Genomic DNA, 19,270 nt, shown 5'->3' with positions numbered 1-19,270 from the left:
CACGCAGGCGGCTTAAATCGATAGGGCTATTTCTGTTATCTGGAGATCATTTATGCTTTGTGTTCGGCTATCTGCGAGTTTAGGCAAATACAGTTACGGCCGTTGTCTTTTGCCTTGTACAGTGCTTTATCTGCTAAGGCGATGGTGTCTTCAGCATTGTTGAGTGCTTCTGAAAACTGTACGACACCGATGCTAACGGTGACTTTTAATGTACCTTGCTCTGTGACAATCTCGCGGTTACTGGTGTTCTGCCTCAGGCTATCCAGTATGTTAAAGGCTTGTGCTTCCTGTAAATCGGGTAGCAGGAGAACGAATTCTTCTCCGCCCCAACGGGCGGCGATATCGTGTTGGCGTATGCTGGAGCTGACCACTTCGGCAAAGGCTCTGAGCACTTGATCACCGATATCATGACCATAGTCGTCGTTCACGGATTTAAAGTGATCCAGGTCCATAATGGCAACGGTGAAGGGTTGTTTGTCTCTTTGATATTGTTCAATTTGGGCATCAAAGTGCTGCAGAAAGGCGCGACGATTGAGTAGTTGGGTCAGAGCGTCTGTGCTGGCTGCGACAGCCAGTTCTTCGTTACTTTCTTTCAGGTGTTGTGCTTTCCGTGACAGGCTTTCGTTACGCTGGATCGACAATTTGGCCAAGACAATACTCTGTAGGAAATAACCGGCTCCCAGAATCAGCAGGGGCAGCAGTAGGGTACTTTGCTGTGCCGACAGTGCCAAAAAGGCACTATTTAGTCCCCAGATGGTGGCTGCTGAACCGATCAGTAGCAAAAGATGGCGCCCTGGTGTGTGATGGAAAAACAGTGGAAAGAGACACAAAGGCAGCAGTGCGATGGTGAGTAAGAGTTGATCCAGCCATGGCTTTGGTGCTTTGAGTAGTAGGTTGTGTTTTAGATTCTGGTAAACGATGGCGAGGAAGTAGCTGCCAGACATCATGCCTCTGGGGGTGTTTACCAGATCCGATTTAAACGCGGAGCTGCTGATAAATACGGTTTTACCCTGGAAAAACTCATCTTCGTTATCTGGTTTAAAGACACCTCGTGCGGCTTCTACCACGGGGTAAAAGGACATACTCAGTACGGAGTTGGCATTGCGGGGGAAGTAGATATTCAACATACCTTTTTCATCAATGGGCCAGTGTTTATCACCCAGGATGAGGGTTTGCTGTTCATGATCAAAGTCCAGTTTGCCTCGTTGCTTTTGCTGTAACAGCAGGGGAACAGAGGGGAAGTAGCTTTCGCCCACCTGATAAACGGCAGGCAGGCGTCTAAAGGTGCCGTCCTGATCCACGAAGACATCCACTACGCCCACATTGGCCTGATTTTGTGCTCGTAAGATAAACTCCTGGGCCGGTAGTACCAGCTTTTTGAGTGGGGTCGTGGGCAGTTGGGGCGAGGCTTGCCAGGATAGCTGTTCCAGTAAGCGCTGGTGATTCAGATCCTGATACTGTTTTTGTGAGGCATAGACTGGAGAGCTGGCAATAAAAACCGCATTTTGATGCTGTTTAACCGCTTGAGCTAAGGCCTGATCGCCTTCTCGGGTTTCCGATAACAGCAGATCAAACACAATACGATCAGCGCCTTTTTCGGTCAGATAGTCCAGTACCTGGGCGTAAACATCACGCTTGTAGGGCCAGACGCCCAGTTCTGGCTCCAGTTCAAACAGTGATGCGTCATCAATATCGATAAACACGACGTCGTCAAAATAGATCTCTTCAGCAAACAGGTATTGCTGGGTGTCCTGTAACCAGACATTCATCTTCTTGAACAAAGAGGTTTCGGCCAGTACCAGGATCAGCCAACAGGCCACAATGGGGGCGATAGCCAGCAGTAGAGGCTCTTTGCCGGAAATACGTTTTATCATCACGAACTCCTGCTGCGGCTTAGTGGCCGATGATACTGGCGGTGGTTTTATCTTTGTTCGGGCTAATGGAGTCCAGTGTCATCATAGGAATTGGGGGCACGTCCAGTGTGAAGCGGGTTTCGCCATAGAAACCTCCCAGGCCGTTCTTATCGACGCCGCGCACCCGCAACAGGTAATCCCCGTTGGATAGGCCGTTGATTGAGGCAATATTGCCACGATACCAATGATCCAGTACCAGTTGATCTGCATTTTTACCGGTAAAGAGCTGCAGTTGGTACTGGCTGACACGTGATAATACGTTCCAGCCAAAAAGCAGTGGAAATTGCTTTAGCACAGGTTCAACGGGGTTGATGCTGGGGGCTGGCAGAATGGGGCTGGGTGATAAACCGGCTTGACTTTGCTGAATGACCAAGCCAAAACCCTGATTCAGTTCAACACTTTGCAGATCCTGAGAGGCTTCTACGATTCCTTCCAGCACGACCGCGCGACTGGTTTTTGACTCAGGATCAAAACTGGCTTCAAAGATGGTTCCCCGTACTGCCAGTTGCATGGCTGGGGTGCGTACTTCGTATTTGGCGCCAAAGCCTTTCTGTTTAGTAACACGGGATTCCAGTTGGCCCTTAGTGAGCTTCAGTACGCTGGCTCCACTGGTAGCTGAGCCCTTCACTTCTTCAAACAGAACTTCGCTCTGCTCTGAAAGAATGGCGGTGGATCGATCGGCAAAACGCAGTGTCAGGCTGCTGTTGGGTTCTGTCGCGATACGTTCACCGGCGTAGAATTGACTGCCTTTTTTAACCGGTTCAACGGTGCCCTTCAGGGTGTATTTAAGCGCTTCACCCTGCAGGTAAACCACTTCAGCGTAGGTGTTTTGTAACGCTCCCTCTTTCAGATGAGGGTGAGTCAACACCTCAGACTGCTGGCTATTATCCGTGTTTGCTGCAGATGAGCTTGAACTGGGTTGATTGGCAGCGTTCTGTGCAACTGTTTGTGAGCCTGTCGCTTGAGATGCGTCCTGTTTTACATCGCTATCCGGCGAAGGGGTGTTCTGTGATCGCGTATTTTGCGCGTATCCCCCTTGCTGCGTTACGGTATTTGTTTGCTGGGCTTGTTTTCTATCTTGATCATCAACGCCGAAAAAGTACCAAATCGCGATACCTGTGAAAATAAAAAGCGCAATAATCAGGATATCTCTGCGTTTTCCCACTAAAAACGCATTTTCTTTTTCTGTGATCTGATCCTTCATCTGTTTCTTTCCTACTATCAAGCGTCTGATGTTCTTTTGAACAAAAGTGGGTGTTTAACCAGCGTACCTTTAACCTTCAAGCTTTTAACCTGCAGGCTTTTAACCAATGCGTTCCCTGTATGCTGTTTGTCTGTTAAGCCATGCTGATACTGACTCATCATGTTACACCTTCGTTTACGTGTGACTAGCTTAATATGATATCGACCTGAAAAACCGTATCCAGTTTGCAGTTTTATGGAGTTGAATAAAAAAACTGCAACTCTCAGGTGACAAGCTGTGTCTTTAGCGCTTAAGAAAACCGCTGTCATGATGACGTTAGAGTGCTCCCTTTGGCTGAGATCAATACCGTGAATCTCAAACGTGAGGTCGTTTTGCTATTTTACGCAGGCATTGTCAGGAATTTGAAGTGAAATCAATCAATTGAAGGAAATTTTATGTAAGAGATGAAGGAGGATATGACCCGTGTCGGTAGGCTATATCCAATAATGGGACGCTATTGGTCGTAATGGTCAGTTGAGCGGCTTAGTCAAGGCCGCTATTTACTGATCACCTTGCGTTGGTGAGTATTTTATTTTGCTTTGGTAGTGATTTGCCTTTGATTGGGGCTATATTACAGCCTCAAAGCATTCCAGCTGAGGCGGCCCCATATAGATCTCTCTGCGAGCACCTGCATTGGCATGGGCTTTCCTAAAGGCTTCTGACTTCGTCCAGTTTTCAAAATCTTCGCGGGATTCCCAGGTAGCATGGGAAGAAAACAAGGTATATTCCTCTTCACTGGAGCCTTGCAGCAGGTTAAAACTTTTGAAGCCAGGTACGGTTTTCAAATGGGAATCACGGCCTTTCCAGATCTCGATAAAATCCTGCTCGTGGCCATGTTTGATTTTGAAGCGATTCATTGCAATAAACATCTGTACCTCTTTATTACCGAAATTGAGATGGTGACTATGCTGCAGGTCGCAGTGCTTTTTTCAGACCTGCTGTTGTACCCTTTTGACAGGTTATGGGGCCGTTGCTATGAAATCTCAAGGCGTCTCTCTACTTTAGCCCATATCGGCTTTCCAGCAATGAACAATCAAGAATGACAAGTGATCGTTTGAGATTGGCTAACAGTATTCAGCGGGGAATCGTGTCTCTGCCTTGTGGAATCCTGTATCACCGGCCATAATAAAATAGTTAAATCACTCACTTAGAAAGTGAATAACGAAGAAGCCGCCTAACAATGGCTTGTCTATATAATTTCTCTTTATGCGTGTATTTAGTCAGGTCCCTTGTTCAGGACGGTTGCAATTCATTGCAAATTACCAAACAGGGTTTTTATGAGTAAAAAAAACAACCTGACCATATCGACTGATTATCAGGTTGGTCAGGATAATATCCAGCCTTTTGGCCTGGATATTCATAATGCGGTCTTTCCCATATCTGCCGCATGTATTGTGCTCTTTGTAGCATTAACATTAATCTTTCAAGAACAAGCCGGACAGTTTTTTGGTGCATTGCGCCCTTGGCTAACCACTCAGCTGGATTGGTTTTTTGTGATCAGTATGAATTTTTTCGTGCTGTTCAGCCTGTATATTGCCTTCTCTAAAATGGGGCGGATTCGTATCGGTGGGCAAGATGCAAAGCCGGAGTTTAGCTATCCCGGTTGGTTAGCGATGCTGTTCTCGGCGGGTATCGGTATTGGCCTGATGTTCTTTGGGGTACTGGAGCCGGTCAACCACACTCTGAGTCCACCTTTAGGGATGGAAGCCGGAAGCGCTGATGCTGAGCGCCTGGCCCTGGCGGCAACGGTTTATCACTGGGGGCTTCATGCCTGGGCTGTTTATGCCATTGTGGGGCTGGCACTGGCTTATTTCTGTTTCAACCATGGTTTGCCTCTGACATTAAGATCGGCTTTTTTCCCGATTCTTGGGGACAGAGTATGGGGTATCCCCGGCCATCTCATTGATATATTGGCTGTCTTTGCCACTATTTTCGGTTTGGCTACGTCGCTGGGCTATGGTGCTGAGCAGGTAGCTGCGGGTATGTCTCACCTGTTTGGTATCGAAGCGACAGATGGTCTTAAAGTGGCTTTAATTATCGGCATTACTGCGATAGCTCTGGTCTCTGTTGTCGCAGGCCTGGATGCCGGGGTGAAGCGCTTAAGTGAGATCAATATGGTCATGGCGGTCATGCTGTTGCTCTTTGTGCTGCTTGTGGGAGCCACCGGTGAGGTATTAAGTCGTTTTGCCCTGGGGGCGGTGGATTATATGCGCTATATGCTGCCACTCTCTAATCCGGTAGGGCGTGAAGATACCGGCTTTTTCCACGGTTGGACCACGTTTTACTGGGCCTGGTGGATCGCATGGTCGCCTTTTGTGGGTATGTTTATCGCCCGTATCAGTAAAGGCCGTACCATTCGTGAGTTTATGGTCTGTGTATTAATCGTACCGACGATTTTCTGTTTGCTGTGGATGGCGGTGTTTGGCGGCACTGCATTAGAGCAGATGGCAGCCGGTTATGACGGTGTTAAAGAGACCGTGACTAACTGGACGCCTGAGCTGTCGCTGTTTATGTTGTTAGAGCAATTGCCGATGAGCTTTATTGTCTCTACCGTCTCTCTGGTGCTGATTGTGATTTTCTTTGTCACCTCATCAGACAGTGGCTCTCTGGTGATCGATACCATTACGGCGGGCGGTATTATGAACCCTCCTGTGCCACAACGGGTTTTCTGGTGTACCTTTGAGGGCTTGGTGGCAATCGCCCTGTTACTGGGGGGCGGGCTGGCGTCGCTGCAAGCGGCAACGTTGTCTACCGGGTTTCTGTTTACCATGGTTGTATTAGCGATGTGCTATGGCCTGTATCGGGCTGTAAAAGAGGATGTGAAAAGCCTTTAGCAAACTAAAAGCCTTTACAAACCGTTAGCTGTGTCATCTGCTTTCGGAGCATTTGATTAACGGCAGGTATTTTGTCTCAGCCATCAATCATCAGCCACAGTATCTGCGGATACTGTGGCTGATTTTTATGTTCGGCATCGTTTAAGACCAAACAAAATAAGTTTTTGTAGGTCGGAAAAGCCGCAAGGCGCCTTCCGACAATCATCCGACACCGGAGCCAATGTCGGATGGCGCTTCGCTTATCCAACCTGTTCCTATATCAAGAAACTTATCGGGAATGGTATAACTTAGATATCCTTCATTAAGCGTAAGGCATCTAAAATAGCCGCATGGGTATTTCGGGATGACACCGCATCACCAATTCTAAACAGTTGGAATTGCCCTTCTGGATTGCGCACGACCGATTGCACCTCTCCCTTGATCAGCTGCTCATGGCTCAGTTCACCTTGGTTGGATGAATCTGGTTTCAGTTCAAAGTAGAGGTCATCCAGCGGGATAATGCCGTGATTGACAATAATCTGGTCGTAGTAACGCTCTTCGGCCACACCGCCGTAATCACTGCCGATAAAGGCTTTCAGATTGTTTTTATTACAGCTGCTTCCATCATCCGCAACGCTGGTATCTTTCTCCACCGCATGCAGGCGATAGGTGACGGTAAAGGTAGTATCCAGCGATTGTAGCGTGCGCATATAGGGCACCAGATTCATCGCCATCACCTCAGGAGCAAAGCTACGATCCGGCGTCATAATCTCTACCTTGGCACCGGACTTAGCGATAACCTCTGCCGCCTGCAGGCCGGAGTGATCACCCGCATCATCAAAGATGAGTACATTGTTACCGGGTTTAACGTCGCCAGAGATAATATCCCAGGCAGAGATCACATGCTCATTACCTTTCGCCAGTACTTCGGTATGGGGCATGCCGCCGGTGGCGATCACCACCACATCAGGCTTTTCTTCAGCGATAGTGTCTGCTTCGGCCCAGGTATTAAATTTAAAGCGCACATTTAAGCGTTCGCACTGGGCCATACGCCAATCGATAATGGAGATCATCTCTTTGCGGCGTTCGCTTTGAGAGGTCAGCAGAATCTGGCCGCCGGGCTTATCAGCCACTTCAAACACCACCACATCATGACCCCGTTCACCGGCAACACGGGCTGCTTCCAGTCCACCAGGGCCCGCACCGACAATGACCACTTTCTTCTTAGTTTCAGCGGGAGTGATCTGGTGAGGGAGTGTTTCTTCTCGTCCGGTAGACGGGTTATGGATACAGAACGCCAGACCACCCTGATAGATACGATCCAGACAGTAGTTGGCACCGACACAAGGGCGGATCTCTTCTTCGCGTTTTTCGATAATCTTCTGCACGATATGAGGATCGGTCATATGAGCACGGGTCATACCTACCAGATCCACCTTGCCGGAGTCCACGGCATAACGGGCCGTGGCGACATCGGGGATCTTAGCGGCATGGAACACGGGCAGATTAGTCGCAGCACGAATCTCACCGGCAAAATCCAGATGCGGGTTATTGGCCATACCCTGAATCGGAATGACATCGGTCAGACCCGGATCGGAATCGATATGACCACGAATCACATTTAAGAAATCTACCATACCGCTGGCTTCCAGCTTACGGGATACCTCCAGGCCTTCCTCTTTGCTTAAACCGCCAGCCAGCATCTCATCGGCGGTGTAACGCATGCCGATAATAAAGTCCGGCCCCACCCGTTTACGCATCTCGGTCAGGACATCAAAGGTAAAGCGCAGACGGTTATCCAACGAACCACCGTAAGGGCCGTCCAGGTCATTGGTCAGCGGTGACCAGAACTGATCCATCAGGTGACCGTAAGCCTGTAGCTCGATACCGTCCATACCCCCGGCTTTCATACGCTCAGCGGCATCGGCATAGTCTTTGATAATGCGCTCGATATCCCAGTCTTCAATCTTCTTCGGGAAGGCACGGTGCGCCGCTTCGCGGTTATGGGATGGGGACACCACTGGCAGCCAGTCACCCTTATCCCAACGGGTACGACGCCCCAGGTGAGTCAGCTGGATCATAATCGCCGCGCCTTCCTCATGGACGGCATCGGTCAGATCCTTAATCCAGGGCACTACCTCATCTTTATAGACCAACAGATTGTTAAACACCGGAGGGCTGTCTTTCGATACCGCGGCCGAACCTGCTGTCATGGTCATCGCCACACCGCCTTTTGCCCGCTCCACATGATAGGCGCGGTAGCGACCTTTCGGCATACCGTCTTCCGGGTACGCCGGTTCGTGGGAGGTCATAATAATGCGGTTACGCAGGGTTAAATGTTTTAGCTGATAGGGCTGTAATAACGGATCGTTCGACATAAATCAGGTTCCTGTTAGTTGTTGTTCTGTATTGTTTCTGACTTTAAAAATAAATGTACAGATATGTCAATTTAAATGACATTATTGAACATTGTAGTGTCGTAAATTGATAGGGCTTGTCGTTAACAGGCAAGATCTGTCGCAAATAGACAGAAGAATGCAGAGGGAATCGCGCTGTGTAGCAACTGATGCGGATAGATTGCAGAATGACATTAAGGTATGGTGGAGCCTGATCTGCAGTAGATAAGAATCAATGAACAAGCAATCCTTAAGCTCAAAGCCAAGCTCTAATAAAAGTGCAAGAACAGGCGCAAAGAAGGGAGCTAAGACAAGCTCAAATGAAAGCGGCTGGCGCGGTTCACCGGACGTATGGTTAAAAGCCGCAGTAGAGATACTGCTGGAGTCTGGCGTCGAGAATGTAAAAATTGCCACCCTGTCCAAGCGACTGAACCTGTCCCGTACCAGCTTTTACTGGTTTTTTAGTGATCGCGAAGCCCTGCTAGCCGCTTTGGTACATACCTGGAAAGAGAACAATACCGGCAATATTATCAAACAGGCTGAAGCCTATGCGGACTCATTGGCGGAAGCGACCCTGAATGTGTTTGATTGCTGGCTGGATGAGGAGTTGTTTGATTCCCGTTTTGAGTTTGCAGTTCGCAGCTGGTCCCTGCAATCCAATGAGATTCTGGCAGAGGTGCATAGTGCCGATCAGCAGCGCCTGGATGCCTTGACTGCTATGTTTAAACGCTACGGTTTTAATGATATTGCAGCCGATGTTCATGCCAGAACCCTTTATCTGGTCCAGATTGGTTATATCTCAATGCAGACTCAGGAACCCCTGGCGGTACGGATGCAGCGTATACCTGAATATATAAAAACCTTTACTGGTGAGTACCCCGAACAGAAAGAGCTGGACCGCTTTTTCCATCGCCATGGCTATCCTGAGAGTGTCTAAGTTTTCGGATAAATGAGGTCTGTTTGAACTTCCGTAATCCTTGTTGTTCAGAGGGCTGAGTTGTACTGGTTGTATGATTGAGTGAGTGTAGCTGTGATCCAAGCAGTTGCGTGAAAAACGTCTGCTCAGTTCACATTCATGATGTCAACTCCTGACACACCCTGTCAGGAGAGGAGCGATATAGTCGGTTATTCAATAACGCTTTTTCAAACTCTCTTGAAATTAACCGGGACTGACTATGAGAATGAACTACTTTGTTGTGGGGACAAACGATATGGCTGCGGCAGCTCAATTCTATGATGAGCTGTTTGCAGATGCTAAGTTTGAGAAGATTGCTCCAAGCGAAAGAATGACCTATTGGCTGGGTGAGGATTTTGCGTTTTCGGTTGCTATTCCCTTTGATGAACAGCCTGCCACCAATGGAAATGGCACCATGGTGGGTTTTAGTGTTGGCTCTGTTGAGGCAGTCAAACGGCTTTATGCCAGGGCGCTTGAATTAGGCGGCAGCTGTGAGGGGGAGCCTAATCAGCGAGGGACTCGCTTCTCTGCCTACGTTAGAGATCTGGACAAAAATAAAATATGCTTTTCAGATTAAAGTGTCTAACGTACTAAGCTGTTGTTATACGGATGTACTCAGTGTTGTAAGGTGTGTTCAGTGTTAAGTAGGCATACAGTACTTTTCCCTACATAAAGCCCGTATTTTCCGACCGCTTCGGTCGGCAAATACTGGAATATTTATGTCCGGGTACTTATAAGAGGTGTTAAGAGCAGGATGTCAAATAATCCAGTTTTGGAAAATCTGGATCAACCGGAAGTGTTGGAAAGCCATTACCGCGCTGATCCTGAACAATTTGAAGCCGACTTTGAACAGGCTATTGCGCAAAAGTCTGATTCTGAAACTCTACGTGTTTGGCATGCCCGCTTGAACTTCTCACCAGCTGTTGTAACGCAAAAGATCTCAGTTGCGGCTCTGGTGGCACTTTGCCTGGGGGCTGGGTTCTTTACCAAGATTCCAGCTTTTTTATCAGTGGAGGATGATTGGTATTACCCCAGGTTTGTGCCTCTGATTACGATTGTGGCTGTCGCAATGTATTTTTTGATCACCGCAACACGCAGGAGAATGCGCAGTGTTGTCGCTATAGGTATTGTCTGCTGCATTGCGTATCTGTTGGTGCTGCCTGATGGCAGTCAGTCTGACTCGGTCACCATGGCGCTGATTCACCTCCCCCTGTTTGCGTTAAGTCTGTTAGCTGCGAGCTTTATGTCGGATAACTGGAAAACTGTTGAGGCCCGGCTGGATTTTATCCGCTATATCGGTGAGATGCTGATCTATACGGCGTTGATCCTATTAGGTGGCATGGTGCTGACAGCCATTACTCTGGGGCTGTTTAATCTGATCGATCTGGATATTGATGAGTGGTACATGGACTACGTGGTGGTATTAGGCCTGGTCTCTGCCCCTGTAGTTGCAACCTATCTGTTTGATAGTATGCAGGGACGGCAGAGTCGCTTTGCGCCTATGTTGGCTAATGTATTTTCGCCACTGTTTCTGATTACCGTTCTGGCGTATCTAGTGGCTACCTTTTATCAGGGCAGAAATCCGTTTACAGATAGAGAGTTTCTGATTCTTTTTAACGGCTTGCTGCTGGTGATTTTGGCTTTGACTATTTTTTCTATCTCGGGCAAGAAGCGTGCGAGTCGTATTCAGCTATCGGATTACATCAATGTGTTGCTGGTAGCCGCCACTTTGGTCGTGAATATTATCGCTCTGTCTGCGATTCTCTTCCGTTGGCTGGAGTTTGGTTTAACGGTGAATCGTTTAGTTGTCACAGGGGCCAATCTGACTATTTTTGTACACCTGATTTTGATTCTGCTTCAGTATGGTAAGTGCTTGCGTGCAGGAGAGCGTTTACCCGGTTTAGAGTTTATTGTGGCTCGCTATCTACCTGTTTATACCGTATGGTCACTGACTGTTGCAGTGATACTGCCCTTGGTGTTCCAGTTTGAATAAGGCATTCAGTTAAGTTTTTGCTTAACCGCTATTTAGGTTTTTAACATTTAACGTATCAACGCTCCTGTCTAGGATGAAATGGTTTGATCGCCTTGGCGGCCGGGTAAAGGTGTTTTTATTTCAGCGATAATGGCGACGATAGAGCGGATAAGTTTGAGCGTGTGCATTGATTTGGTGCAAACTGCTTGGTTAATTTCTACCATATGGTAAAATATGGTGCATATACCATTCATTCATCGGAATCGTGAAATAATGTCAAGTTCATCAGATGAACCCTCTGCCAAGAAACCCCGTCGTCGTTCCCGTATCCGAGAAGCTCATGAGGCAAAAATACTTCATATTGCTGAAGAGCTGTTTTCTCGAAATGGCTATAACGGTACGGCTATCGAGGCGATTGCTGAACATGCAGGCATGTCTAAGCAAAATCTGCTGTACTACTTTTCATCCAAGGAAGTGCTGTATCACCGTGTACTGGAAAATATTCTTGATCTCTGGCTGGAAAAAATGGCCCTGCTGGATCAGGAAGGTGAGGAGCCTGCGGAGATGCTGCGTAACTATATTCGTGGCAAAGTCGAGCTTTCACGCACCAACCCCAAGGCTTCCAAGGTGTTTGCGATTGAGATTATCAATGGCGCACCCCATTTAAAAGACTATCTCAAGTCCAGTTTGACGCCGGTATTGGAAGCGGATGTCCAGCTGGTAAAAGATTGGATCGCAGAGGGAAAAATGGACCCGATTGATCCTTATCATCTGTTTTTCTTAATCTGGTCATCCACTCAGACCTATGCCGACTTTTCTTCTCAGGTTGAGTTATCACTGGGCAAGGGTGAACTCGATGAAGCAGATTATCAGACTGCTACTGAGTTTTTGACTCATGTGATTCTTAAGGGTGTGGGCCTGAGCTAATTTAGGATAAGGCCTAAATTCTGGTTTCACCATATCTATCCAGGGTAAGAGCATAATCTCAAAATCAGTGATTGTTGAATCTCTGTGATTGGGTGTTGAGTTTACCCTTGTTGCTATTTTTCTCTCCTCTTGATCATAAATTTCTGACATTTATCTCTACCATTTTTGGCTTTCCTGCTTGCTCTTAAAGTCAGTCCTCAGTTGCACCTGTTGTGTCATTTTTCCGCTCGTCCTGTCATTTCTTCTCATTTCTTCTCAAATTTTTGAAATTTTTCTTCGGCCTAAACGGCTGCAATCCCCCATTATTCTCTTTTCTTAATGATTAAAAGCCTAATAATTTCAAATAGTTATGTTTTTATTTTTATTCTGATATTCCTGTTTTTTTACGTTCTTAATTTTTCTTGACCGTTTGGTAAATTTTAATCTAGTATGTTTTTACCGTTTGGTAAAAAGTTTGTGAGTACAAACCTGATACCGAGAATAAGAAGAAAAACGGAGTCGCAGAATTGATGAATATGCAGGGTGTTTCCCCCGTTCATCTGCGACCGATAAGCAAGGCGATTTACGGAGCCGTAAGCTCATTTACAGAGCAGCAAACCCGTTTTTGGCGCAGTAAACGTAACCAGTGCAATCAAACGATTGATGTCATAAGCACGATTACTCTGTTGCTAAACTTTGCTTTATCGAATCCGCTTTACGTTCTCTTTCCCGGACAGTTTGTTCAGCATTTGGGCCACTTAAAGGCTGCTCAACTGAACATGAACACCAAGCCTTTTCTTAGAAGTGTTTGAAGTTAAGGAAAGAAATATGAATGCACCAAGTGTCCTAAACCTGAACAAGAGCCGTTCTGAGCGTCAGAATTTGATCCATCAGTTGTCGGGTGTTGAGGAAAGTATCCAAGCAATTCTGCTGTCTGTTATCGCAGGTTGTGAGCTGTCAGAAACGGATGCCGTCAAGCTGTTTGGCGCGACGGGCGCTGAGTTGGATGGCTTGATCGCGACCGCTGACTATATTCGTAAACAAGCTGTTGGCAATCAGGCCAGCTTTGTGATTACCCGCAATATCAACTTTACCAATGTCTGCTACATGGGCTGTAAGTTCTGTGGTTTTGCCAAGCGTAAAGAAGATGCTGATGCAGAATTACTGAGCTTGGATGAGATTGCTGATCGTGCAGAAGAGGCTTGGAACCGAGGCGCGACCGAGGTGTGTATTCAAGGTGGTCTGCATCCCAATATTCCAGGCACTCACTATCGCGATATCTTAAAAGCGGTTAAGGCACGGGTACCGGGCATTCATATTCACGCCTTCTCTCCTTTTGAGATCTGGTTTGGCGCAGCAAAAAGCAAACTCTCCATTGCCGAGTTTATTCAGGATCTGATGGATCACGGTCTGGATTCGATGCCGGGTACCGCCGCTGAGATTTTAGATGTTGAGATCCGTCAGCAGCTGACGCGGGATAAGCTGACCACAGAGCAGTGGATCGAGATTATCACCACCGCCCATGATCTGGGGCTACCCACCACAGCGACCATTATGTATGGCCATATCGATGGACCGGAACACTGGGCGGCGCATATCAATACAATTCGTGGCATTCAGAAACAGACCGGCGGTTTTACCGAGTTTGTGCCGCTGGGTTTTGTCCATTACGAATCCCCTCTGTATCAGAACACGCCCAATGTTCGACCGGGTCCTACGGTGGAAGAAAATATCCGTATGCACGCTATCGCCCGTCTGATGCTCAACGGTTGGATCGACAATATCCAGGCGTCCTGGGTCAAGTTAGGGCCGGACTACGCTCAACAGATGCTGCAGTCCGGTGCCAATGATCTGGGTGGTACCCTGATGAACGAAAGTATTTCCCGATCCTCCGGTGGCAAACACGGTCAGGAGATCGTACCGGAAGATATGGTGCGTATGATCAGCGCGGCAGGCCGCGAACCGGTGCGCCGTAATACTCTGTATAGAGTAGTTGAAGAGTACGAGCAACCGGTTGATGCACGGATTGATTCCGTTATTTCACACTCTGAAACTCTGATTCCGCGTTCCATTAATGATGCCCAACTGATCGCAACATCAGGGAGGGTCGCCTTATGAATCTACAGCCAACGATTAAGGCCCAAAAATCGAGCAACATCTTACTGCTCAGTGGCGGTGTGGGTGGTGCCAAGATGGCGGAAGGTTTTGCCTTTAGCCAATACGCCGAGCAGTTCAGCATCATCGGTAATGTGGGCGATGATCAGGAATTCCATGGCCTTTGGGTGTCCCCTGATATCGATACGCTGACCTACACCCTGGCCGACGAGATCGATAAGGAAAAAGGCTGGGGCCTCAAAGAGGAAAGTAACCGGGTCTTAGATCAGTTAAAGAAGCTGGGCTCCGATACCTGGATGTACCTGGGCGATAAGGATTTTGCCACCCATATATATCGCACAGAACAGCGCAAAAAAGGCGTAAGGCCGTCAGAAATCGCGAGCAATATCGCCCGCTCTTTAGGTGTTAATACGCCGATTATCCTGCCGACCGATGATGCCATTCATAACCAGGTTAAAACGGAAGACGGTTGGATCGATTTTCAGGATTACTTTGTAAAACACGGCTGCAAACCTGAGCTGTTGGGTTTCAACATCACGGCTATCGAAGACGCTACGGCAACGCCTGAAGCACTGAAAGCGATTGCTGAAGCGGATCTGATTGTGATCGCGCCGAGTAATCCCATCGTCAGTATTCATCCCATTCTGTCCGTGCCGGGTATACGTGACGCACTGGAGAAGGCCTCTGCTTTTAAGGTCGCGGTATCACCGTTAATTAATGGCAAAACAGTGAAAGGCCCTGCGGATTCCATGATGAAGGTGGCGGGTTATCGCAGTGATGTGGTGGGTGTTGCAGACTTCTATCAGGGGCTGATTGATGGCCTGGTGGTCGATAAGCAGGACTTGAGTGTTCTGCCTGAACTGAGCCAGCGAGTCGAACATGTTTTTCCTCTCGACACCTTGATGTTCCAGCGACAGGAAAAGATCGCGCTGGCGGAAGCCATTGTGGGTCTTTATCAAGACGCCAAAGCGACAGGCTATCGAGCGGCAGGTGCTCAAGCGCAAGCGGCAGGTGTTCAAGAAAGCACACTTGATCTGACTTCTGCGACACAAGCAGATAGCTCCCATAAACCTAAACCCGAGCCGGTGCTTTAAGGCTGTTTTAAGTGAACGGGAAGGAACAGGAGGTGTGGTGATGAAGTTATCTATCGTGATTCCAATGAAGAATCCAGAGTGCTCAAAGACCCGCTTGGCCAAGGTGCTCAAACCAGGTGAACGGAAGCGCTTAGCACTGTATCTGTTTGAGAAAAACCTCAGCTTTTTCCAACAGATGTATCCGCAGCATAACTTGCTGGTGGTCACCGCATCACAAGAGATACAACAGATCGCAGAGAGTTATGGTGCTGAGGTGCTAATAGAAGAACAGCACGAAGAGCCACAACAGTCAGGTCTTAATGCAGCCGTATCCCAAGCTGCGCGTTATAACACCGAGCAGGGTTTTGACAGTCAGCTGGTGGTTCCTGGGGATATTCAGGCGCTGGATCTTGGCGAGATGGAAACCCTGTTAAATCACCCGGTGGCCGAGCGCTCTGTAATTGTTTGCCCGTCATACGATGGCGGCACCAACGCCCTTATGACCACGCCACCGGATGTGATGCCGTTCTGTTTTGGCCCTAACTCAAGCCGAAAGCATCTATTGGCTGCTTTTGAGGCAGGCCTGCATACACGCCGAGTGTTTTTAGAAAGCCTTTCCCACGATATCGATCGCCCTGAGGACTTAAGCCGGGTCGACTCCGAGTTCGAGAAAAGATCCGCATAGGAGATTTCAGATGACGAGCAGTATGCAAATAGCTAGCGACATTCAAGCAACCAGCGACGTTCAGATAGCCGATGAGATCCAAATGGCTAGCGGCTCTCAGGAAGCAAACACCGTTCAGAAAGCAAGCAGCACGAATAACGAAGTCAGTATTGTCGCACTGGACGGTATTCCAGATATCTATCCCGGTGATGATCTGAACGGACTGATTCTAGAGGCGATCGATAAGCAGCAGTACCGGCTGGATGATGGCGACATCATTGTGATTGCCCACAAGGTGGTCTCGAAACAGGAAGGTCAGATTATCGACCTGAATGAGATCACTCCGAGCGAAGAAGCCCTGAGTCTGGGTAAAGAACTGAATAAAGACCCGCGCAAAGTGCAGGTGATTCTATCTGAATCCAACCGCTTGGTGCGGACCTCAAAACGCCCGGATCAGGAGGAGGGCACCATTATCGCGGAGCATCGTCTGGGCTTTATCTGCGCCAATGCGGCAGTGGATGAATCCAATGTCGATGCCGAAGGTAAGGTCATTCTGTTGCCTCATGACCCGGACTATAGTGCCCGTGAGATCTGCCGTTCCCTTGAGAGCGCAACAGGCAAATCCCTGGGTGTGATTATTACCGATACCTTTGGTCGTCCCTGGCGTATGGGCCTGGTGAATGTCGCCGTCGGTCTGGCCAATGTGCCGGGCAAGGTGGATCTGGCCGGGGACACCGATGCTTACGGGCGGGTACTTTCAGTCACCGTTCCCGCTTTGGCTGATGAAATCGCAGCCGCTTCTGGCTTGCTGATGAGTAAAAACGGCAAAAAACCCGTTTTGATTTTTAAAGGCGTTGATTGGCAGAAAACAGACAGCTCTGCCCGTGATCTTGTGCGCCCACAACGAGAGGATCTATTCCGATGAAAATTGCTATTTTGGGTGGGACAGGCCCACAAGGAAAAGGCTTAGCCCTGAGATTTGCGGCTGCAGGTGTTGATGTGGCGTTAGGTTCCCGTGATGGCGAGCGCGCCGCACAGATCGCTCAGGAACTGAATGAGCAACAGCAAGGTGTGACCGGTGTTATCAGCGGTGTCGATAACCTGGCTGCTACGGCTGCAGCGGATGAGATTGTGATTCTGGCTGTACCTTACGCCGCCCATAACGCCACGCTGGAAGCGATTAAACCGGAGCTGAACGGCAAAATTCTGGTGGATATCGTGGTACCTCTGGCCGATGGCGATCCTAAAGCAGTGGCGATGCCTGAAGCAGGCTCGGCGACAGAAGAAGCCCAAGTCTTACTGGGTGATGAGATTCCTGTGGTCGGTGCTCTGCATAATGTGTCTGCCGCCACGCTGAACAAGCTAGGCCATGCCATCAACTGCGACATTCTGGTGTGTGGCAATGACCTGGCCGCGAAAGAAAAAGTCATTGAACTGATCGAAAGCCTGGATGTGAAGGCCTATAACGCAGGCCCTGCGGTGAATGCCCGCTGCATTGAGGCGATAACGCCGATTCTGATCCGTTTGAATATTTCCAAGAAGGTCCCTTTCTCACACGCCGGTGTGAAGATCTGGGCACCTGACCATTAGTAGCAAACGCTATTTATCGCTTTCTATTTATAGAGCTCTATTTATCGCTCTTTATTTATAGAGCGCGATTCATAAAAGCTCGATTTATAAACGTTCGATACATAAAGACTGTTAATCCATAACAGCAGCCACTTATAACACCTACTGTTTATAACAACAAAAGAGTCCTGACTAGGAGAATAACGATGGATTTTGGTATTACTTTTAAAGGCTTTATCAGCCCAGAGCGCGCACGTAACCTGGCAAAACAAGCAGAAGAAGCGGGTTTCACCCACTGTTGGTTCTATGATTCCCATGTACTGTGGCGTGAGTGTTATCCAGCCATTGCCATGTGTATGGAACATACCTCTAAGATCAGCTTTGGCCCTTGTGTAACACACCCTAATGCCCGTGATTGGTCTCAGGCAGCAAGTCTGTTTGGTAGCCTGGCGCTACAGAGTAATGGCCGTTTCCATATCGGTCTGGGGCGTGGCGACAGTGGTGTCCGTGTGCTGGGTAAAAAACCGGCTAATCTGGCCCGTGTTGCTGAATTTACCACCAAGGTTAAGGCGATGGTACGCGGTGAGGAAGTTCAGTACGGCGAATGTCCGGCACCGGTGAAATTCCCTTGGGCAGAGGGTTATGAGCTGCCGGTTTATATCGGTGCTTACGGCCCTAAAGCACTGCAAACCGCGGGGGAAGTGGGCGATGGTGTGGTACTGCAGATTGCTTCTCCAACACTGATTCAGTGGTTTAAAGATCAGGCGATTGCAGCCGGTAACGAAGCGGGCCGTGATATGAGCAACTACGAAGTGATCGCGTCTGCTCCGGCTTACTTCGGTACTAAAGAGCGTTGTCTGGAAGCGACCAAATGGTTCCCGGCGATGGTCGGTAACCACGTTGCAGATATCGTTGAGAAATACGGTGATAACAGCGGCCAGGTGCCGGAAAGTCTGACCTCTTATATCAAAAACCGTCAGGGTTATGATTACTCCAAACATGGTCAGAGTGATAACCCATACCTGGACTTTATCACTGAAGATATCGTTGATGAGTTCTGTGTACTGGGCTCCGTTGAAGACCATATCGCCAAGCTGAAGAAGCTGGAAGAAGTGGGGACCACTCAGTTCAATATCTACCTGGATAGCGGCGATGAAGAAAGCATCGTAGAGAAGTACGGTAAGCATATTATCCCTCACTTCTCCAAGTAAACGCTCTTCCTCTCTTTCGATGCTCCTTATGCACTCTGGCTGAAAATGTCAGGGTGCATTTTTTTATTAGCTATTTATAGGGCAATACCAATCTCGATAAATCGCTTGGAATACCAAACTGGTTACGAGAGTAGATACCATCTCTCCAAATCACCTTCAACAGCTCTTTTAGGCTGATTGAGGGTGATATTCGCTTTGATGCTTTACAACACCAAAACAAATTTGAACAAGCTTGCGCATACCTGCGCACAGGGCCTGCATTTTACTTTTACCCTTCTCTACTAAACGCTTAAATTGATGTCGAATATCTGGGTTATGTTGTAAACAACTGACTGCTGCCATATAGAGCTTTGCTCTTATTTTGGCTGGCCCCTGCTTACTTAAACGGCTTCTTCCTTTCCATTGCCCTGATTGCTGGATACGAGGCACTAAACCCAAAT

Annotated in this window: 16 protein-coding genes; 11 read left to right on the top strand and 5 right to left on the bottom strand. The window is 48.3% G+C overall.

The features are described 5' to 3' along the window. Positions 1 to 50: 50 nt before the first annotated feature. The 3 genes from H579_RS27760 to hmuQ form a co-directional block, all read right to left on the bottom strand. Positions 51 to 1,874 (bottom strand): diguanylate cyclase, encoded by a 1,824-nt coding sequence (locus tag H579_RS27760; protein WP_051227434.1) that lies wholly within the window; start codon positions 1,872 to 1,874, stop codon positions 51 to 53. A gap of 19 nt (positions 1,875 to 1,893) precedes the next feature. Further along, a complete protein-coding gene (locus tag H579_RS0107970) occupies positions 1,894 to 3,117 on the bottom strand; it encodes a FecR family protein (RefSeq protein ID WP_028300233.1) in 1,224 nt (407 codons plus the stop codon). A 605-nt stretch (positions 3,118 to 3,722) separates the two neighbouring features. Further along, a complete protein-coding gene (hmuQ, locus tag H579_RS0107960; RefSeq protein WP_028300232.1) occupies positions 3,723 to 4,025 on the bottom strand; it encodes a heme-degrading protein HmuQ in 303 nt (100 codons plus the stop codon). A 408-nt stretch (positions 4,026 to 4,433) separates the two neighbouring features. Between hmuQ and H579_RS0107955 the strand changes: the two genes are divergently transcribed. Further along, positions 4,434 to 5,990, top strand: coding sequence for a BCCT family transporter (locus H579_RS0107955; protein ID WP_028300231.1), 1,557 nt, complete (start codon positions 4,434 to 4,436; stop codon positions 5,988 to 5,990). Between the two features lie 287 nt (positions 5,991 to 6,277). Here the strand turns inward: H579_RS0107955 and H579_RS0107945 are convergent, their stop codons facing one another. Then, positions 6,278 to 8,347: an NADH:flavin oxidoreductase gene (locus H579_RS0107945; RefSeq protein WP_028300230.1), complete on the bottom strand. Its 2,070-nt coding sequence runs from the start codon at positions 8,345 to 8,347 to the stop codon at positions 6,278 to 6,280. Positions 8,348 to 8,600: 253 nt separating this feature from the next. Between H579_RS0107945 and H579_RS24805 the strand changes: the two genes are divergently transcribed. The 10 genes from H579_RS24805 to H579_RS0107890 all read left to right on the top strand — a co-directional run bounded on the left by H579_RS24805 (position 8,601) and on the right by H579_RS0107890 (position 18,830). Continuing rightward, positions 8,601 to 9,302 (top strand): TetR/AcrR family transcriptional regulator, encoded by a 702-nt coding sequence (locus tag H579_RS24805; protein ID WP_084624021.1) that lies wholly within the window; start codon positions 8,601 to 8,603, stop codon positions 9,300 to 9,302. 238 nt (positions 9,303 to 9,540) lie between these two features. Next, positions 9,541 to 9,897: a VOC family protein gene (locus tag H579_RS0107935; protein WP_028300229.1), complete on the top strand. Its 357-nt coding sequence runs from the start codon at positions 9,541 to 9,543 to the stop codon at positions 9,895 to 9,897. Positions 9,898 to 10,074: 177 nt separating this feature from the next. After that, a complete protein-coding gene (locus tag H579_RS0107930) occupies positions 10,075 to 11,313 on the top strand; it encodes a hypothetical protein (protein ID WP_028300228.1) in 1,239 nt (412 codons plus the stop codon). Positions 11,314 to 11,565: 252 nt separating this feature from the next. After that, complete coding sequence (locus H579_RS0107925) at positions 11,566 to 12,219, top strand: TetR family transcriptional regulator C-terminal domain-containing protein (RefSeq protein WP_028300227.1); 654 nt, start codon at positions 11,566 to 11,568, stop codon at positions 12,217 to 12,219. A gap of 807 nt (positions 12,220 to 13,026) precedes the next feature. Then, the gene (gene cofH, locus H579_RS24800) at positions 13,027 to 14,316 is read left to right on the top strand and encodes a 5-amino-6-(D-ribitylamino)uracil--L-tyrosine 4-hydroxyphenyl transferase CofH (RefSeq protein ID WP_051227433.1); all 1,290 of its coding nucleotides are present in this window, start codon (positions 13,027 to 13,029) and stop codon (positions 14,314 to 14,316) included. After that, positions 14,313 to 15,407: a 2-phospho-L-lactate transferase gene (gene cofD, locus H579_RS24795; protein WP_084624020.1), complete on the top strand. Its 1,095-nt coding sequence runs from the start codon at positions 14,313 to 14,315 to the stop codon at positions 15,405 to 15,407. Before cofH ends, cofD begins: the two co-directional genes overlap by 4 nt. 40 nt (positions 15,408 to 15,447) lie before the next feature. Then, positions 15,448 to 16,071, top strand: coding sequence for a 2-phospho-L-lactate guanylyltransferase (gene cofC / locus H579_RS24790; protein ID WP_051227432.1), 624 nt, complete (start codon positions 15,448 to 15,450; stop codon positions 16,069 to 16,071). 10 nt (positions 16,072 to 16,081) lie between these two features. Further along, the gene (gene cofE, locus H579_RS0107900) at positions 16,082 to 16,975 is read left to right on the top strand and encodes a coenzyme F420-0:L-glutamate ligase (protein ID WP_245583233.1); all 894 of its coding nucleotides are present in this window, start codon (positions 16,082 to 16,084) and stop codon (positions 16,973 to 16,975) included. Beyond that, positions 16,972 to 17,640: an NADPH-dependent F420 reductase gene (gene npdG / locus H579_RS0107895; protein WP_028300224.1), complete on the top strand. Its 669-nt coding sequence runs from the start codon at positions 16,972 to 16,974 to the stop codon at positions 17,638 to 17,640. Before cofE ends, npdG begins: the two co-directional genes overlap by 4 nt. 185 nt (positions 17,641 to 17,825) lie before the next feature. Next, complete coding sequence (locus H579_RS0107890; protein ID WP_028300223.1) at positions 17,826 to 18,830, top strand: TIGR03842 family LLM class F420-dependent oxidoreductase; 1,005 nt, start codon at positions 17,826 to 17,828, stop codon at positions 18,828 to 18,830. A 168-nt stretch (positions 18,831 to 18,998) separates the two neighbouring features. On the opposite strand, the gene H579_RS0107885 is transcribed toward H579_RS0107890, so the two are convergent. After that, the coding region (locus H579_RS0107885) for a transposase (protein WP_028300222.1) at positions 18,999 to 19,270 on the bottom strand (272 nt) is incomplete at its 5' end.

Source organism: Oceanospirillum beijerinckii DSM 7166 (assembly GCF_000422425.1).
Lineage (GTDB): Bacteria > Pseudomonadota > Gammaproteobacteria > Pseudomonadales > Halomonadaceae > Oceanospirillum > Oceanospirillum beijerinckii.
The sequence above is the reverse complement of the archived record's forward strand: the minus strand, read 5'-3'. Positions and strand labels throughout refer to the sequence as shown.

What these genes read in the sequence shown, in the direction of transcription:
- H579_RS27760 (WP_051227434.1), bottom strand. Translation starts at nt 1,874, where the DNA reads ATGATAAAACGTATTTCCGGCAAAGAGCCTCTACTGCTGGCTATCGCC.
- H579_RS0107970 (WP_028300233.1), bottom strand. Translation starts at nt 3,117, where the DNA reads ATGAAGGATCAGATCACAGAAAAAGAAAATGCGTTTTTAGTGGGAAAA.
- hmuQ (WP_028300232.1), bottom strand. Translation starts at nt 4,025, where the DNA reads ATGTTTATTGCAATGAATCGCTTCAAAATCAAACATGGCCACGAGCAG.
- H579_RS0107955 (WP_028300231.1), top strand. Translation starts at nt 4,434, where the DNA reads ATGAGTAAAAAAAACAACCTGACCATATCGACTGATTATCAGGTTGGT.
- H579_RS0107945 (WP_028300230.1), bottom strand. Translation starts at nt 8,347, where the DNA reads ATGTCGAACGATCCGTTATTACAGCCCTATCAGCTAAAACATTTAACC.
- H579_RS24805 (WP_084624021.1), top strand. Translation starts at nt 8,601, where the DNA reads ATGAACAAGCAATCCTTAAGCTCAAAGCCAAGCTCTAATAAAAGTGCA.
- H579_RS0107935 (WP_028300229.1), top strand. Translation starts at nt 9,541, where the DNA reads ATGAGAATGAACTACTTTGTTGTGGGGACAAACGATATGGCTGCGGCA.
- H579_RS0107930 (WP_028300228.1), top strand. Translation starts at nt 10,075, where the DNA reads ATGTCAAATAATCCAGTTTTGGAAAATCTGGATCAACCGGAAGTGTTG.
- H579_RS0107925 (WP_028300227.1), top strand. Translation starts at nt 11,566, where the DNA reads ATGTCAAGTTCATCAGATGAACCCTCTGCCAAGAAACCCCGTCGTCGT.
- cofH (WP_051227433.1), top strand. Translation starts at nt 13,027, where the DNA reads ATGAATGCACCAAGTGTCCTAAACCTGAACAAGAGCCGTTCTGAGCGT.
- cofD (WP_084624020.1), top strand. Translation starts at nt 14,313, where the DNA reads ATGAATCTACAGCCAACGATTAAGGCCCAAAAATCGAGCAACATCTTA.
- cofC (WP_051227432.1), top strand. Translation starts at nt 15,448, where the DNA reads ATGAAGTTATCTATCGTGATTCCAATGAAGAATCCAGAGTGCTCAAAG.
- cofE (WP_245583233.1), top strand. Translation starts at nt 16,082, where the DNA reads ATGACGAGCAGTATGCAAATAGCTAGCGACATTCAAGCAACCAGCGAC.
- npdG (WP_028300224.1), top strand. Translation starts at nt 16,972, where the DNA reads ATGAAAATTGCTATTTTGGGTGGGACAGGCCCACAAGGAAAAGGCTTA.
- H579_RS0107890 (WP_028300223.1), top strand. Translation starts at nt 17,826, where the DNA reads ATGGATTTTGGTATTACTTTTAAAGGCTTTATCAGCCCAGAGCGCGCA.